At 67.7% G+C, this 14,795-nt stretch carries 15 protein-coding genes; 6 read left to right on the plus strand and 9 right to left on the minus strand.

Features of this window, described 5'->3' with window-relative positions:
- Positions 1-194: 194 nt before the first annotated feature.
- From B5X90_RS07265 to pdhA, 3 genes are read right to left on the minus strand one after another with little or no spacing between them, the layout of a single operon-like run.
- On the minus strand, positions 195-1,625 hold the full coding sequence (locus B5X90_RS07265) for a dihydrolipoamide acetyltransferase family protein (RefSeq protein WP_079551440.1): 1,431 nt from the start codon (positions 1,623-1,625) through the stop codon (positions 195-197).
- Complete coding sequence (locus B5X90_RS07270) at positions 1,622-2,632, minus strand: alpha-ketoacid dehydrogenase subunit beta (protein WP_079551442.1); 1,011 nt, start codon at positions 2,630-2,632, stop codon at positions 1,622-1,624. Before B5X90_RS07270 ends, B5X90_RS07265 begins: the two co-directional genes overlap by 4 nt.
- Positions 2,632-3,810 (minus strand): pyruvate dehydrogenase (acetyl-transferring) E1 component subunit alpha, encoded by a 1,179-nt coding sequence (gene pdhA, locus B5X90_RS07275; protein WP_079551444.1) that lies wholly within the window; start codon positions 3,808-3,810, stop codon positions 2,632-2,634. The genes B5X90_RS07270 and pdhA overlap by 1 nt, the downstream gene beginning before the upstream one ends.
- A 195-nt stretch (positions 3,811-4,005) precedes the next feature.
- On the opposite strand from pdhA, the gene B5X90_RS07280 reads away from it, so the two are divergent.
- Positions 4,006-4,479: an Lrp/AsnC family transcriptional regulator gene (locus B5X90_RS07280; RefSeq protein WP_026266622.1), complete on the plus strand. Its 474-nt coding sequence runs from the start codon at positions 4,006-4,008 to the stop codon at positions 4,477-4,479.
- A 135-nt stretch (positions 4,480-4,614) separates the two neighbouring features.
- Positions 4,615-5,328, plus strand: a complete 714-nt coding sequence (locus tag B5X90_RS21585) for a hypothetical protein (RefSeq protein ID WP_256860106.1) — start codon at positions 4,615-4,617, stop codon at positions 5,326-5,328.
- Positions 5,329-5,416: 88 nt separating this feature from the next.
- Here B5X90_RS21585 and B5X90_RS07290 read toward each other — a convergent pair whose 3' ends face one another.
- Both B5X90_RS07290 and B5X90_RS07295 read right to left on the minus strand, forming a co-directional pair.
- The gene (locus tag B5X90_RS07290; protein WP_079551447.1) at positions 5,417-7,033 is read right to left on the minus strand and encodes a solute symporter family protein; all 1,617 of its coding nucleotides are present in this window, start codon (positions 7,031-7,033) and stop codon (positions 5,417-5,419) included.
- Entirely contained in the window at positions 7,030-7,410 is a 381-nt protein-coding gene (locus B5X90_RS07295; RefSeq protein WP_079551449.1) for a DUF485 domain-containing protein, read from the minus strand. Before B5X90_RS07295 ends, B5X90_RS07290 begins: the two co-directional genes overlap by 4 nt.
- A gap of 217 nt (positions 7,411-7,627) precedes the next feature.
- On the opposite strand from B5X90_RS07295, the gene B5X90_RS07300 reads away from it, so the two are divergent.
- From B5X90_RS07300 to B5X90_RS07315, 4 genes are all read left to right on the plus strand, one after another.
- Entirely contained in the window at positions 7,628-8,845 is a 1,218-nt protein-coding gene (locus tag B5X90_RS07300; RefSeq protein ID WP_079551451.1) for a sensor histidine kinase, read from the plus strand.
- A gap of 89 nt (positions 8,846-8,934) precedes the next feature.
- The gene (locus B5X90_RS07305; protein ID WP_079551453.1) at positions 8,935-9,654 is read left to right on the plus strand and encodes a LytR/AlgR family response regulator transcription factor; all 720 of its coding nucleotides are present in this window, start codon (positions 8,935-8,937) and stop codon (positions 9,652-9,654) included.
- A complete protein-coding gene (locus tag B5X90_RS07310) occupies positions 9,651-10,043 on the plus strand; it encodes a hypothetical protein (RefSeq protein ID WP_079551455.1) in 393 nt (130 codons plus the stop codon). Before B5X90_RS07305 ends, B5X90_RS07310 begins: the two co-directional genes overlap by 4 nt.
- A gap of 67 nt (positions 10,044-10,110) precedes the next feature.
- Positions 10,111-11,577 (plus strand): sodium/solute symporter, encoded by a 1,467-nt coding sequence (locus B5X90_RS07315; protein ID WP_079551457.1) that lies wholly within the window; start codon positions 10,111-10,113, stop codon positions 11,575-11,577.
- Positions 11,578-11,665: 88 nt separating this feature from the next.
- On the opposite strand, the gene B5X90_RS07320 is transcribed toward B5X90_RS07315, so the two are convergent.
- The 4 genes from B5X90_RS07320 to pyrH form a co-directional block, all read right to left on the minus strand.
- Positions 11,666-12,292: a DivIVA domain-containing protein gene (locus B5X90_RS07320; RefSeq protein WP_051082302.1), complete on the minus strand. Its 627-nt coding sequence runs from the start codon at positions 12,290-12,292 to the stop codon at positions 11,666-11,668.
- Between the two features lie 31 nt (positions 12,293-12,323).
- A complete protein-coding gene (locus B5X90_RS07325; RefSeq protein ID WP_079551459.1) occupies positions 12,324-13,244 on the minus strand; it encodes a phosphatidate cytidylyltransferase in 921 nt (306 codons plus the stop codon).
- Positions 13,244-13,801 carry a ribosome recycling factor gene (gene frr, locus B5X90_RS07330; RefSeq protein ID WP_018774548.1) on the minus strand — a complete coding sequence of 186 codons (558 nt, stop codon included), beginning with the start codon at positions 13,799-13,801 and terminating at the stop codon, positions 13,244-13,246. The genes B5X90_RS07325 and frr overlap by 1 nt, the downstream gene beginning before the upstream one ends.
- A gap of 134 nt (positions 13,802-13,935) precedes the next feature.
- Positions 13,936-14,673 (minus strand): UMP kinase, encoded by a 738-nt coding sequence (gene pyrH, locus B5X90_RS07335; protein ID WP_018774549.1) that lies wholly within the window; start codon positions 14,671-14,673, stop codon positions 13,936-13,938.
- Between the last annotated feature and the right edge of the window lie 122 nt (positions 14,674-14,795).

Here is a 14,795-nt window from a genome sequence, read left to right on the forward strand (position 1 = left end):
GGGCGCACGTGTCCACGGCTCACTCCGGGGGCACTTTGGCGACGACACGCCGTCAACGGGGCCGCCGCCGTCGTGGATTGTGCCCAAAGTGCCCCCGGACGGAAGCAACCCCGCCCAAAAATAGCCCGCACACAAAAAACTGCCGGCTGCCCCTTCCTTTCGGACGGGGCAGCCGGCAGCTGTGTCGCAGGGACCTAGACCATCGCGAGGACCATGCCCGGATCGGCCAGCATGGCCCCGAGGTCCTGGAGGAACCGCGAGCCCTGCTCGCCGTCCACCAGCCGGTGGTCGAAGGAGAGGCTGAGCGTCATGACCTGGCGCAGCGCGACCTCGTCCTGGTACTCCCACGGCATCTTCCGGACCGCGCCGAGGGCCAGGATGGCTGCCTCGCCCGGGTTCAGGATGGGCGTGCCGGCGTCGATGCCGAAGACGCCGATGTTCGTGATGGAGATCGTGCCGCCGGAGAGCGCCTCAGGGCTCGTCTTCCCGGCCCGGGCCGTGTCCGTCAGTTCCGTCAGGGCCGAGGAGAGATCCATGAGGGACATCCGGTCCGCGTCCTTGATGTTCGGAACCGTCAGCCCCCGCGGGGTCGCGGCAGCGATGCCCAGGTTCACGTAGTTGAACTGGACGATCTCCTGGTTGGCCTCGTCCCACCGGGCGTTGAGCGTCGGGTGGTTGCGCAGCGCAATCAGCACCGCCTTGGACACCAGCGTCAGCGGCGTGAGCTTGTACCCGGCGAAGGCGCGGCTGGCCTTGAGCCGTGCCAGCAGCTCCATGGTGGGCGTGACGTCGACGGTCAGGAACTCGGTGACGTGAGGTGCGGTGAAGGCACTGGCCACCATCGCGGCGGCGGTGAACTTCCGCACGCCCTTGATCGGCGTGCGGGTCTCGCGCTCGCCCGGGGCCTGGACAGGCCCTGCGGCCTGCGCCGTCGCACGGGCGGGCTCTTGAGCGGTTGCGGGCAGCTCCCCGCCGCCGACGAAGTTCAGCACATCGTCGCGGGTGATGAGCCCTCGCTCCCCGGTTCCGGTTACGGCCTCGAGGTCGACGCCGAGATCCTTGGCCAGCTTGCGCACCGGCGGCGTGGACCGCGGGCGCTCCCCCGCCGCGGAGGTGGCCGGCTGGGTTTCGACCGGCTTGGATTCGGCCGGCCCAGCAGCACGGACCGGCGCGGCCGGCTCGGTTGCGCGGACCGGTGCCACCGGCTCGGCCGCGACGGCCGGAGAAGCCGCCGGGGCGGCGAAGGTGCGGGCGCGGCGGGCCGGCCGGCCGGAGGCTTCGAGGACGGCGCCATAGCCGACGAGGTTCGGCTCACGCTTGCCGCCGGCCGCGTCCGTACCAGCACCGGGCGCGGAACCGGCTGCGCCGTCGTCGCCCTCGATCTCGAAGGAGACGATCGGCTTCCCGACCTCAACGACGGTGCCGGGCTGCTCGTGCAGGGCCGCGACCACGCCGGCGAACGGCGAGGGCAGCTCGACGACGGCCTTGGCCGTCTCTACCTCGGCGATGATCTGGTTGAGGGTGACGGTGTCCCCTACCGCGACCTTCCAGGCGACGATTTCCGATTCCGTCAGTCCCTCGCCGAGGTCCGGGAGCCTGAATTCCTTGATCATGGTGGCACTCATCCTTCCAGCCCGCTGAGGGAGTTGGGGCGGCCGAGGGCACGGTCAACGCCGTCGAGAATCCTGTCAAGGCCCGGCAGGTGGTGCATTTCCAGCTTGGAGTAGGGGTAGGGAACGTCGAAGCCCGTCACGCGGACGGGAGCGACCTCGAGGTGGTAGAAGCAGCGCTCGGTGATGCTCGCGGCGACTTCGGCGCCGAGGCCGCCGGACTGGCTGGCCTCGTGCGTGATGACCAGACGGCCGGTCTTGCGGACCGAGGCTTCAAGGGTGGCGAAGTCCAGCGGTGCCAGCGAGCGCAGGTCGATGACCTCAATCGAGATGCCTTCGTCGGCGGCCGCCAGGGCGGCGTCGCGGGCGGTTTTGACCAGCGGGCCGTAGGCCACGAGGGTGACGTCCGAGCCCTCGGTGACAACACGGGCCTTTTCCATGGACAGGGCAGTGTTCAGGTCCAGGGTCTCGTCCACCTCGCCCTTGTCGTGGTAGCGCCGCTTGGGCTCGAAGTACAGGACGGGATCATCGGAGGCGATGGCCTGCTGGATCATGGTGTAGGCGTCCTGGGGGTTGGACACGCTGATCACACGCAGCCCCGAGGTGTGGGTGAAGTAGGCCTCGGGCGATTCCGAGTGGTGCTCCGGCGAGCCGATGCCGCCGCCGAACGGGACGCGGATGGTGATGGGCATCTTGACCGCGCCCTGGGTGCGGTAGTGCATCTTGGCGACCTGGCTGACGATCTGGTCGAACGCCGGGTAGATGAACCCGTCGAACTGGATCTCCACCACCGGACGGTAGCCGCGGTAGGCCAGGCCGACGGCGGTGCCCATGATGCCGGACTCGGCGAGCGGGGTGTCCACGACGCGGTGCTTCCCAAAGTCTTTCTGCAGCCCGTCCGTGACACGGAAGACACCGCCAAGGGCGCCGATGTCCTCCCCCATCAGGACCACCTTGGGATCGTTTTCGAGGGACTTGCGCAGGCCCGAATTGATGGCTCGGGCAAAGGTCATCTGCGTCATCAGCGTGCACCTTCTTCAGAAGCGGCTTCTGCGGGATCACCGAAGGAAGCCAGGTAACGGGAGTAGTGCTCCTGCTGGCGATCCAGCCAGGAGTGAGGCGTGCTGTACACGTGCTTGAAGATATCCAGTGGCTGCGGCTCGGGCATGTTGATGGTGCCGGCCCGGAGTTCCTTGGCCACGGCGTCGGCCTGCGCGGCGACGGCGGCCTCGACGTCCGCGGTCAGCAGCCCCTTTCGTTCGAGCAGCGATTTCATCCGGCTGATCGGGTCCTTGGCGGCCCAGTCCTCGAGTTCGTTGGCATCCCGGTAGCGGGTGGGGTCATCCGCCGTCGTGTGCGGGCCCATCCGGTAGGTCACGGCCTCGATGAAGGTGGGACCGCCGCCGCGCCGGGCGCGGTCCAGGGCGATGCGGGTGGCTGCCATCACGGCGAGGACATCGTTCCCGTCGACCCGCATGCTGGGGATGCCGAAGCCGGATGCCCTGTCTGCGAGCTGGATGTGGGACTGGAGCCGCACGGGTTCGGAGATGGCCCAGTGGTTGTTCTGGCAGATGAAGACGACGGGCGCCTGGAAGCTCGCGGCGAAGACCATGGCTTCGTTGACGTCGCCTTCGCTCGTGGCGCCGTCGCCGAAGTAGGCCACGGCGACGCAATCGGCGCCGTCGTTCTGGATGCCCATGGCGTAGCCCGTGGCGTGCAGGCTCTGCGCGCCGATGATGATCTGCTGGGTGGCAACGTTGACGGTGAACGGGTCCCACCCGGCGGAGGCGTTGCCACGCCAGGCACGGACGAGGTCCTCCGGCTTCACTCCCCGGCAGTAAGCAACGCCGTTGTCGCGGTAGCTCGGGAAGACGAAGTCGTCCTCGCGGAGGGCGCGGGCCGAGCCGATCTGGGATGCTTCCTGGCCGAGCAGCGGCGGCCACAGCGCCAGTTCGCCCTGCCGCTGGAGGGCCGTGGCCTCGGCATCGATCCGGCGGATGACCACCATGTCCTCATAGAGCGCGCAAAGCTGCTCATCGCTGACGTCCTGGAGCCAGGGATCGAACTCGGGATGGCTGATGCGCTCGCCCGCCGGGGTGATGAGCTGGACGAGGTCGCCGCCCGTCCGCCTCATAGAATTTTCACTGTTTCCGGGGCCCCCGGCGGCAATGCCGCCTTTGCCCGCGTCGTCGGTAAACACTGTTGTCCGCACCTTCTGACGTCGTCTGACCGGAACTCGCAGGACTCGTGATCCCGCGGCGCGCCAGCCGCCCGGGCGCCGTTGCCCCGGATAATTGTGACCCTACTCACAATGCTCATCGGGTACAACCACCCGCAAATAAGTTGAGCATTATGCACTGTTTGGGATCCGCCAACCGTGCTAATCTTGCGCATTATGCAAACCTTGGATGGCACTGACACCCGCCTGCTTTCGGCCATGGCGCGGGACCCCCGGCGGACCGTGGTGGCCCTCGCCCAGAAGCTCGGACTCTCGCGCAATACGGTGCAGGCCAGGATGGCCCAGCTCGAGAAGAAGCACGTGTTCCTCTCCTTCGAGCGGCGGATCAATCCGGTGTCCCTCGGGTATCCGCTGATGGCTTTCATCTCCGTCCACGTCCAGCAACAGAAACTCGGACCCCTCGCCGTCGAGCTCGCCGGGATTCCGGAAATCCTGGAGGGCTACGGCCTGACGGGCTCGGCCGATCTGCTCCTGCGGGTGGTGGCGCTGGACGCCGAGGACCTGTTCCGGATCAACGGCAAGATCCTGGCCTGCGACGGCGTGGACCGGACCGATACCGCACTGGCGATGGGCGAGCTGATCCCGTTCCGGATCCAGCCCCTGCTGGAGCGCGGATCCGCCGATAACTGATCTGCTTTTCATCTGTGCCGTAGGCGGCCGCGGCGCTAGGCTGTGTCCGTTGGGTCCCCCTGAGTTCTTGGGTCCGTTCACGCGGCCCAGTGCAACAGGCAGTGGCTTGTCTGGACTGCCGGAAAGGCTTGAACCGTGAGCAGCCCCGAGGAACCACACCGCCCGGTACCGCCGCAGCCCGGGCATGAGCCTGCAGCCGGCCACCCGGCGCCCGGCCAGCCGCCCGTTCCCTACTACGTCCCGCCACCCGGGCCACCCGCCGACGCCGCGGCACCCAACTATGCGGCACTCAACTACCCGCCACCCGCGGCCGGCGCGGCACCCAACTACCCGCCACCCGCCAACGGCGCACCTCCGTACTACGGAGGGCCGGGGCAGCCGCCGCCCTACTACGGCGGCGCCGCCCAGCCGCCCCCGAAAAAGAGCCGCAAGGCCCTGTGGATTGTCCTCGGGATCGTCGGCGGGGTGCTCCTGCTGGTGAGTGCCGGCGTCGTCGTCCTGCTCAACGTGGTGGGCGGAGCCACCAACCAGGCCCGGGGCATCGCGGACGATTTCACGAAGCTGCTCATCGCCGGCGAGGTCAGCACCGCTTACGAGAAGTACCTGGATCCGGCCCTCATGCGGAAGATTTCCCCGGCAGAGTTCGCCGCGGGGGTGCAGAGCCTGGAGCTTGACGGCAGCTGTAAACCCAACTTTTCAAGCCTCAACGTCAACTCCAACAACGGCTCCAACTCCGCGGACGTCGCCGGAACGATCGACTGCGACACGAAAAGTGTGGAGCTGGCATACCGCTTCGAAGGCCGCGACGAGTTGAAGATGGTGAACATTCGGCTGAGGCCTCAGCGCTGACTTCGGCAAACTCTGTCGAAGCGGGCGCCCATCCACAGGAGAGGCTCCCGTGCTGTTGCACGGGAGCCCCTCTGTTGGTGCGGCCTTCCTAGTGGTTGGTAGCCTTTTCGGCGCCCACCCCGGTCAGGGAACGGACCTCCATTTCGGCCTGCTTTGTGGTGTCTTCCTTCCGCTTGTCCAGGACGGTGCCCAGCCAGCCCAGGAAGAACGCGAGCGGGATGGAGACGATGCCCGGGTTGCTCAGCGGGAAGATGGCGAAGTTGGCGCCCGGGATCATCGACGTCTTGGCCCCGGAGGCCACCGGGGAGAGCGCAATCAGGATGATGGCCGCGGACAAGCCGCCGTACATGCTCCACAGGGCACCCTGGGTGGTGAACCGGCGCCAGAACAGCGAGTAGAGGATGGTCGGAAGGTTGGCGGAGGCAGCCACGGCGAACGCGAGCGCCACGAGGAACGCAACATTTTGTCCGTTGGCGAAGATGCCGCCGGCGATGGCCAGCAGGCCGATTACCACCACGGTGCGGCGGGCAACCTTGACCTCGGTGGCGGCGTCGGCCTTCCCCTTGGCGATGACGCTGGCGTAGATGTCGTGTGCGAAGGACGCCGCCGCAGTAATCGTCAGGCCGGCGACGACGGCCAGAATCGTCGCGAAGGCCACCGCCGAGATGAAGCCCAGGAGCAGCGGGCCGCCGAGGTGGAAGGCGAGCAGCGGCGCGGCCGAGTTCACGCCGCCGGGGGCTGCCTTGATGGTGTCGGCACCCACCAGTGCAGCTGCGCCGTAGCCCAGGACCAGGGTGAACAGGTAGAAGATGCCGATGAGCCAGATGGACCACACCACCGACTTGCGGGCTTCCTTTGCGGTCGGAACCGTGTAGAAGCGCATCAGCACGTGGGGCAGGGCTGCGGTGCCGAGCACGAGGGCCAGGCCGAGGGACAGGAAGTCGATCTTGGATGTCTCGGTCTTGCCGTACTGCAGTCCCGGGTTGAGCAGGTTCGGGTTGCCCGAGGTTTCCACCGCGCCGCCCAGCAGGTCCGAGAGGTTGAAGCCGTAGATCGCGAGGACCCAGAAGGTCATGACGGCGGCTCCGGCGATCAGGAGCATGGCCTTGATGATCTGCACCCAGGTGGTGCCCTTCATGCCGCCGATCAGGACGTACATGATCATCAGGGCGCCGACGACGATGATCACCAGGGCTTGTCCGCCCCAGTCGCTGATGCCCAGGAGCAGCGAGATGAGGCTGCCGGCACCGGCCATCTGGGCCAGCAGGTAGAAGAAGCAGACGGCCAGTGTGGAGATGGCTGCCGCGATGCGCACGGGGCGCTGCTTGAGCCGGAAGGAGAGGACATCGGCCATGGTGAACTTGCCGGTGTTGCGGAGCAGTTCGGCGACGAGCAGCAAGGCGACGAGCCAGGCGACGAGGAAGCCGATGGAGTACATGAAGCCGTCGTAGCCGTTGATGGCGATGGCTCCGGTGATGCCGAGGAAGGACGCCGCGGAGAGGTAGTCGCCGGCGATGGCGGTGCCGTTCTGCGGGCCTGTGAAGGATCGTCCGGCCGCGTAGTAGTCGGCTGCCGTCTTGTTGTTGCGGCTGGCCCTGATCACAATGACCATGGTGATCGCGACGAAGAGGGCGAAGATGCCCATGTTCAGCAGGGTGGTGTCCTTGAGATCCGCAACGTTTACTGCGGGAACCATGAGTGTCATTTTGCAGTCCCCCCAACCGGGTTGCCGTGCTTGTCGAATTCGTGCCCCTCGATTTCCTGGCGGATCTCGGAGGCAATGGGGTCCAGCTTGCGGTTCGAATAGCTGACATACCAGCCGGTGATCGCGAACGTGGAGACGAACTGCAGCAGGCCCAGGATCAGCCCGACGTTGATGTTGCCCCAGAGTTTGATGGACATGAATCCCACCGCGTAGTCGGCCAGCAGGACATAGGCGAAGTACCAGAGCAGAAAGGCTATGGACAGCGGGAAGACAAAGCTGCGGTGACGTGTGCGCAGTTCCTGGAACTGCTCCGTCGACTGGACTTCCTTGAAGTCCACGGCCGCCGCAGCGTCCGTTTCTTGGGCGTCGTGACCCATCGGTTCCTCCTCATTGAGACTGGTGAGTCCACACCGGCTGCCGTGGTCTGCGCGGGACGCACCCTGCAACCCATCATGCCGATGTGACTGCAATCACTGTGCACCGTGACGTGAGTTACCTTCTACAGCCGGGGCGACCTGCGTCGCTCAGCGGTCCCGACGCTGCGCCAAACGGCGCCCCGGCCGCCGAAAGGAACCCCGGCGGTAGGCTGGCATCATGCCGGACTCTCCCCTGCTCACCGCCGCCGCCGTCGCGGTGATTGCCCTGGCGATCGCGGCTGTCGTCGCCGTGGGGCTCAAGGTCCTCCGGTCCTTCCGCGATCTCGGCACCGATGCGGAGCGCGCCACCTACCAGACCCTCCACGCCGCGTCCCGCGCCGGCCAGTACCTGCGGACTGGCCTGAATCCGGCCGGCGCGGCCAAGGCCAGCAAACAGCTGCGCAGCCTCCTGGGCTGCGACGCCCTGGCCATCACCGACACAACCGGCGTGCTCGCGTGGGACGGCGCCGGCGAGGAACTCAGGCCTGCCTTGATGGGGCTCGCGTCAAAAGTGTTCGACGGCGGCCACCTCGCCGTCATTCCGGCGGGCGAACTCCAGCTCCTGGCCGCTGGCGACGGCGGCGTGACGCTGGCGCCGGAGGTAGAGCGCGCCGTCGTGATCGCCCCGATCAAAACCGGGACGCGTGTGGTGGGTGTGGTGGCCGCCTTCGCGCCGTCCGCTGGCGCTGGACTGGTCCGCGCCACCGGCGAGGTGGCTGACTGGGTGGCCACCCAGGTGGAACTCGCCGAGCTCGACGCCTCCCGCACCCTCCTGATGGAGGCGGAAGTCCGGGCCCTCCGCGCCCAGATCAGCCCGCACTTCATTTACAACTCGCTGAACGCGATCGCCTCATTCATCAACACGGATCCGGTCCGGGCGCGCGAGCTCGTGGTGGAGTTCGCCGATTTCACCCGCTACTCCTTCCGCCGCCACGGCGACTTCACGACCCTGGCCGAGGAACTGCGCTGCATCGACCGCTACCTGCTCCTGGAACGGGCCCGCTTTGGCGACCGTGTGCAGGTCAGCCTGCGGATCGCTCCGGAGGTCCTGAGCACGGTGATTCCTTTCCTGAGCCTGCAGCCGCTGGTGGAAAACGCGGTCCGGCACGGCCTTGAGGCCAAGGAGGGCCCGGGCCACATCTCCATCACGGCGAACGACTCGGGTGCCTTCGCGGAGGTGACGATCGAGGACGACGGCGTGGGCATGGACCCGGACCAGCTCCGCTCTGTCCTTGCCGGGCACAGCGACGGTGACCACGTCGGATTGCGCAACGTCGACGCCCGCCTGCGCCAGGTGTACGGGGACGAGAACGGCCTCGTGATCGAGACCGCACCTGGCGAGGGCACCCTGATCACGATGCGCGTCCCCAAGTCCCAGCCCCGGCACGACGCCTGATTCCGGTCTGTTCCCGGCGGTGTTGTGCCCGGCGGCAGGTGGCTGACGGGCTGAGCCGGTCAAAATGGCCGCGGCAGTAGGCTAGTGCCATGATTAACGTCCTCGTCGCCGACGACGAGCTCCCCGCCGTTGAGGAACTGGCTTTCCTGCTCGGCAGGGATGACCGGATCGGCACCATCCACCGCGCCTCTTCGGGCGCCGAGGCCCTGCGGGCACTGGAGGCCGAAGAAGTCGATGTCGTCTTCCTCGACATCCACATGCCGGCGCTGTCCGGGCTGGACATTGCCCGGGTCATCTCCCGCAGCGCCCACCCGCCCGCCGTGGTCTTCGTTACCGCGGACGAGGACTGCGCGCTGGAGGCCTTCGAGCTCGCGGCCGTGGACTATCTCCTGAAGCCCGTGCGCGCCGAACGGCTGGCGAAATCGATCGGCCGGATCAGCGAGCTGCTCAAGGACGGCGCGCCGGCCCCGGAAATGATTACCGTGGACCTGGGCGGGACCACCAAGATGATCCGGCGCGAGGACGTGACGTACGTCCAGGCGCAGGGCGACTATGCACGGCTGCACACGGCGGAGGCGAGCTACCTCATCAGGGTTCCGCTGGCCGACCTTGAGCAGCAGTGGGCCGACGCCGGGTTCCTGCGCATCCACCGCTCGTACCTGACCGCACTGGGCCACATCAGCCACATGAAGCTCGCCGCGGCGCGGCCCAGCGTCACCGTGGCCGGGGCCGAACTGCCCATCAGCCGCCGGCACCTCCCGGCGGTCCGGGAAAAGCTCGAAGCCAGCCGTATCCGGCCGCAGGCATGACGCGGGTCCGGGTCACGGCGCCGCGCAGCGTCACACCGGGCAGCGTCACAGCGGGCAGTGCCGCCTTGGCCGGCGGGCGCTCCGCGGCGGCCCCGCAGGAGGCGGCAGAGGAATCCGACGCCGGGCAACTGTTCGTCCGTTCGCTCATCCGGTCCCAGCTCCGGCTGGGCCTCGTGGTGGCCTTGGGATTCCTGCTGATCATGCTCGCCTTCCCGCTCGTGCTGGGGCTGGTCCCGGGCCTGGCGGACTCGACCATTGCAGGCCTTCCTTTCGACTGGGTCCTGCTGGGTGCCGGCATCTATCCGGTGATCGGTCTCAGTGCCTGGCTGTATGTGCGGACCTCGGCAAGGAACGAGGCCCGGTACCGGGACCTCGCCGGCGACAAGTGACCGAACAGGTGCGGGCCCGCGGGAACGGCCCGGCGGGCGGCCACGCACGGGGCCGGGTGAGCGGAACGTGAACCCCGTCGTCGGGGTGGCGGCATTCGCCGCCGTCTCACTCGCCACGGCAGTCATCGGTTTCTACGGACTGCGGATCTCGCGCACCACCGGAGACTTTTACGTGGCGTCCCGGACGGTCAAGCCGTGGTGGAACGCCTCGGCGATCGGCGGCGAGTACCTCTCGGCCGCGAGCTTCCTGGGGGTCGCCGGGCTGATCCTGCTCTCCGGTACCGACGCGCTGTGGTACCCGGTGGGGTACACGGCCGGCTACCTGATGCTGCTCCTGTTCGTCGCCGCCCCCCTGCGCCGCTCCGGGGCCTACACGATCCCGGATTTCACCGAGGCGCGCCTCGATTCGCGGGCCGTCCGCCGCGTCACAAGCCTGGTGGTGGTCCTGGTCGGCTGGCTCTATATCGTCCCGCAGCTGCACGGCGCTGCCCTGGCCATCCGGATCACCACCGGGCTGCCGGCGTGGGTGGGCCCGGTGGCGGTGGTCGGCGTCGTCTGTATCACCGTGGTGGCAGGCGGGATGCGCTCCATCACGTTTGTCCAGGCGTTCCAGTACTGGCTGAAGCTGACCGCTGTGGCGGTGCCCATCGTGTTCATGCTGCTGGCGCTGGGCGGCAACAGCTCCCCGGTGGAGGCAGTCCCCGCGGTGAATCCGACGGCGCTGGCACCCTCGGGCCCCTATCAGGTCATCTCGCTGCTCGTGGCCCTGCTCTTCGGAACCCTCGGCCTACCGCACGTGCTGGTCCGGTTCTACACCAACCCGGACGGGCAGTCGGCCCGCCGCACCACGCTGATTGTCCTGGGCCTGCTCTCGGTCTTCTATATGTTCCCCACGGCCTACGGCATGATCGGCCGGGCCTACGCCCCCGACCTCGCCCGCAGCGGGCCGGCCGATGCCCTGGTGCTGCTCCTGCCCGGACGGATGATTGGCGGGGTGGCCGGCGACCTGCTGACGGCGCTGGTGGTGGCCGGAGCGTTCGCGGCGTTCCTGTCGACGACGTCCGGCCTGGTGGTCTCGCTGGCCGGCGTGATCAGCCAGGACGTGTTCGGCGGCAGTGTCCGGGGCTTCCGGCTGGCAGCAGTGGTCTCGGCCCTGGTCCCGCTGGGGATCGCCTCGATGACCGAATCGCTGGCATTGGCCGGCAGCGTGGGGCTTGTGTTTGCCTTTACCGCGTCCACGATCTGCCCGGTCCTGCTGCTGGGCATCTGGTGGCGGGGGCTGACGGACGCCGGGGCTATCGCGGGCATGGTGACCGGCGGTGTGCTCTGCGGCAGTGCGATGGTGGCCGGCTCGGTGCTTGGTGCTGCACAGACGCCGTCGTGGCTGGCGCAGCCCGCCGCCTGGACGGTGCCGGCCGCGTTCGCCGTCACGATCCTGGTGTCGCGGGCCACACGGGGCCGGGTGCCGCGGACGATGACGCGGGTGATGACCCGGCTGCACACCCCGGAACGGCCGCTCGCGACGGAACGGTGATCCGGGAATGGTGACCCAGCCGGCGTCGGCGGCCCGGTCGGGGGGTTCCGGCGTTGGTGACACGGATGGGACTCCGCGCGGGGCGTGACTAGTCGATGGCCGCCATGAGCTCGACGGCGCGCTCCAGGAATGCATCGACCTGGCTCTCCTCATATCCCTCCCGGCCCACCGCGGGGCGGAACACAGCGCGCCGGACGTTGTCCACGCTCAGCGGCTGGTCCTCCTCGAGGTAGCCGATCAGCTCGTGGCAGAGGTCGTCGACGTCGGTGGTGTTGTAGCTGCGGGCCTTGGGTTTGGACGGGCGCCGGAAGCGCTGGCCGTCCGGGCGGTGCAGGCGCCCGCGCAGGACGCCCGCGAGCCGGCCGATTTCGCGCAGCCAGGCATCTTCGCCGCGTTCGGCAACGAGTTCATCACGCTCGCGCCGGGCGAGGGCGTCTTCGAGCCGGTCCAGCGCGGCGTCCACGCCGGCCGCGGCGTAGCCGCCCTTCACGGGATCGAAGGACACGGCGCGGACGTCCGAGCTCTTGATGGCGCGGGAGGCCGAGGACGGAGCTTCGAATGACACCCGTGCGCGCTGCAGGAAATCGTCGACCTGCCTGGCGTTGTAGCCATACTGGTTCCGCTGCACGCGGTCAAAAGACGCAGGAATCTGCCGTTGAATGTCCACTGTTACTTTGTTCCTTTGATGCCGTTCGGCTGGTTTGCTCGGCACCATTCTAGGCGCCGGGAGTGCTGGTCCGGTGCTTCTAGGCAGCTGTGAGGGCCGAGAACAGGATGAACGCCACCGGCGAGGCGAAGACGATCGAGTCCAGCCGGTCCATGACGCCTCCGTGTCCGGGGAGGATGCTGCTCATGTCCTTGATGCCGAGCTCGCGCTTGACCATGGATTCGGCGAGATCGCCGGCGGTGGCGGCTGCCACCATGCCCACGGCGAGCACGACGCCGAACCACCACGGTTCGCCCAGCACGAAGATCATGGCGAGCACGCCCACGACGACGGCCCCGGCGATCGAGCCGGCGAAGCCTTCCCAGGTCTTCTTGGGGCTGATCTTGGGGGCCATCGGATGCTTGCCCAGGGAGGCGCCCACGAGGTAGCCGAAGGTGTCGTTGGCCACCACCAGGAGCAGGAGGGTCGCGATTTCCCACGCCCCCGCCGGAATCACCCCGTCAGGCCACAGGCCTACCGGCGTCTCGCCGTCGGCGGTGTGCAGCAGCAGGGCCGCAAAGCTGATCAGGAAGGGCACCCAGGACAGGGTGAAGACCCCGGCGAAGATGCTCCGCGCCGAACCGGCGGCGCCTTCCAGGGTCCGCCACAACAACACCGCCACGCTGCTGACGAGCATGGCGAAGAGCAGGCTTTCGAGGCCGCCGAAGTAGGCGGCGATCGGCATGGCGACCGTGCCGACCATCACCGGCACGATCGGCAGGCGGGTGCCTGCGGCCTCCAGCGCGCGGAAGATCTCCCAGACGCCGAAGATCGCAAAGGTGGCGGTCACCAGGACAAAGCCCAGCGGGAGGAACAGCAGGCCGCCGAGCACGCACACCAGCATGCCAACGCCCACCACGGTGGCGGCGGGCAGGTTCCGGCCCGCTTTGGGCGTTGGGTTCTCGCGCTGCTTCCCCCGCCTCCGGGCGCGCGGCCCGGAGGCCTCCTGTGCCTGATTCATCAGACCTCGAGCAGCTCAGCTTCCTTGCGCTTGAGCAGCTCGTCGATCCCGTCCACGTGTGCCTTGGTCATGGCGTCGAGTTCCTTCTCACCGCGGGCGCCTTCGTCTTCGCCGGCGTCGCCGTCCTTGACGAGTTTGTCCAGCGTTTCCTTGGCTTTGCGGCGGATGTTGCGGATGGACACCTTCGCGTCCTCACCCTTGGACTTGACGATCTTGACGTATTCCTTGCGCCGTTCGGACGTCAGCTCGGGAATGGTGATCCGGATGACGTTGCCGTCGTTGGACGGGTTGGCGCCGACCTCGGAGTCGCTGAGGGCACGTTCGATGTCGCGCAGGGCCGTCTTGTCGTAAGGGGTGACGAGGATGGTGCGGGCATCCGGGACCGCGAAGGAGGCCAGCTGCTGCAGCGGCGTCGGCGTGCCGTAGTACTCGACGATGACCTTGTTGTACAGGCCAGGCGTCGCGCGGCCGGTCCGGATCGAGGCGAAGTCTTCCTTGGCTACCTCAACTGCCTTGTCCATCTTGTCCCCGGCTTCGAGCAAGGTTTCTTCGATCACGGTCTCTCCTCAGAAATTGGTGCGTCCCGGGGGCCGGGGCGCGGCACGTCTTCTTTGTGCGCCTGATGTATTCCGCCGGGCGCTTTTGTCTTCCGCCTGGCGGCGGAAAGGTCCTGAAAACATCCTAGCCGTTGCTAGGGGGTGACGACGGTGCCCAGGTCTTCGCCCCGGATGGCGCGGGTGACGTTGCCCTCGCCTTCCATGCCGAAGACCACCATCGTGAGGTTGTTGTCCTTGCACATGGTCATCGCGGTCTGGTCCATCACGCGGATGTCGCGGCGGAGGGCGTCGTCGTAGCTGAGGCGGTGCAGTTTCTCCGCCGTCGGGTCCTTCTTAGGGTCGGCGGTGTAAACGCCGTCGACGCCGCTCTTGGCCATCAGGACGACGTCGGCGTGGACCTCCATGGCACGCTGGGCGGCCACGGTGTCCGTGGAGAAGTACGGCAGGCCGGCGCCGGCGCCGAAGATGACAACCCGGCCCTTTTCCATGTGGCGGATGGCGCGGCGGGGAATGTAGGCCTCGGCCACCTGGCCCATGGTGATGGCGCTCTGGACGCGCGTTTCCACCCCGGCCTGCTCCAGGAAGTCCTGGAGCGCGAGGCAGTTCATGACGGTTCCGAGCATGCCCATGTAGTCGGCGCGGGAGCGGTCCATGCCGCTCTGGGACAGTTCGGCGCCGCGGAAGAAGTTGCCTCCGCCGACGACGATTGCGACCTCCACGTCGGGAACTGCGGCGGCGATCTGCTTGGCCACGCCGCGGACGGTATCCGGGTCGACGCCCAGTTTCCCACCGCCGAAGACCTCGCCGGAGAGCTTCAAGAGGACGCGGCGCCTGTTCTTCTTTGGCTGGGCTGAAGTGGTGACGGTTTCCATGGTGCCTTCCCGTTGGTGAACTCTGAGTTAGGTTATCGTGCTGGGCGCCCAAGGCGGCATTCCGGCCGTGACCGGAACCGGTGCCTCACGGGTGCATGCAAAAGGGGTGGCCACCGTGGTGA

Source organism: Arthrobacter sp. 49Tsu3.1M3, assembly GCF_900168135.1.
Classification (GTDB): domain Bacteria; phylum Actinomycetota; class Actinomycetes; order Actinomycetales; family Micrococcaceae; genus Arthrobacter.

What these genes read in the sequence shown, in the direction of transcription:
- B5X90_RS07295 (WP_079551449.1), bottom strand. Translation starts at nt 7,410, where the DNA reads ATGGGTCACGACGCCCAAGAAACGGACGCTGCGGCGGCCGTGGACTTC.
- B5X90_RS07320 (WP_051082302.1), bottom strand. Translation starts at nt 12,292, where the DNA reads ATGGTGCCGAGCAAACCAGCCGAACGGCATCAAAGGAACAAAGTAACA.
- B5X90_RS07265 (WP_079551440.1), bottom strand. Translation starts at nt 1,625, where the DNA reads ATGAGTGCCACCATGATCAAGGAATTCAGGCTCCCGGACCTCGGCGAG.
- B5X90_RS07280 (WP_026266622.1), top strand. Translation starts at nt 4,006, where the DNA reads ATGCAAACCTTGGATGGCACTGACACCCGCCTGCTTTCGGCCATGGCG.
- B5X90_RS07310 (WP_079551455.1), top strand. Translation starts at nt 9,651, where the DNA reads ATGACGCGGGTCCGGGTCACGGCGCCGCGCAGCGTCACACCGGGCAGC.
- B5X90_RS07305 (WP_079551453.1), top strand. Translation starts at nt 8,935, where the DNA reads ATGATTAACGTCCTCGTCGCCGACGACGAGCTCCCCGCCGTTGAGGAA.
- B5X90_RS07270 (WP_079551442.1), bottom strand. Translation starts at nt 2,632, where the DNA reads ATGACGCAGATGACCTTTGCCCGAGCCATCAATTCGGGCCTGCGCAAG.
- B5X90_RS07300 (WP_079551451.1), top strand. Translation starts at nt 7,628, where the DNA reads ATGCCGGACTCTCCCCTGCTCACCGCCGCCGCCGTCGCGGTGATTGCC.
- pyrH (WP_018774549.1), bottom strand. Translation starts at nt 14,673, where the DNA reads ATGGAAACCGTCACCACTTCAGCCCAGCCAAAGAAGAACAGGCGCCGC.
- B5X90_RS07290 (WP_079551447.1), bottom strand. Translation starts at nt 7,033, where the DNA reads ATGACACTCATGGTTCCCGCAGTAAACGTTGCGGATCTCAAGGACACC.
- B5X90_RS07325 (WP_079551459.1), bottom strand. Translation starts at nt 13,244, where the DNA reads ATGAATCAGGCACAGGAGGCCTCCGGGCCGCGCGCCCGGAGGCGGGGG.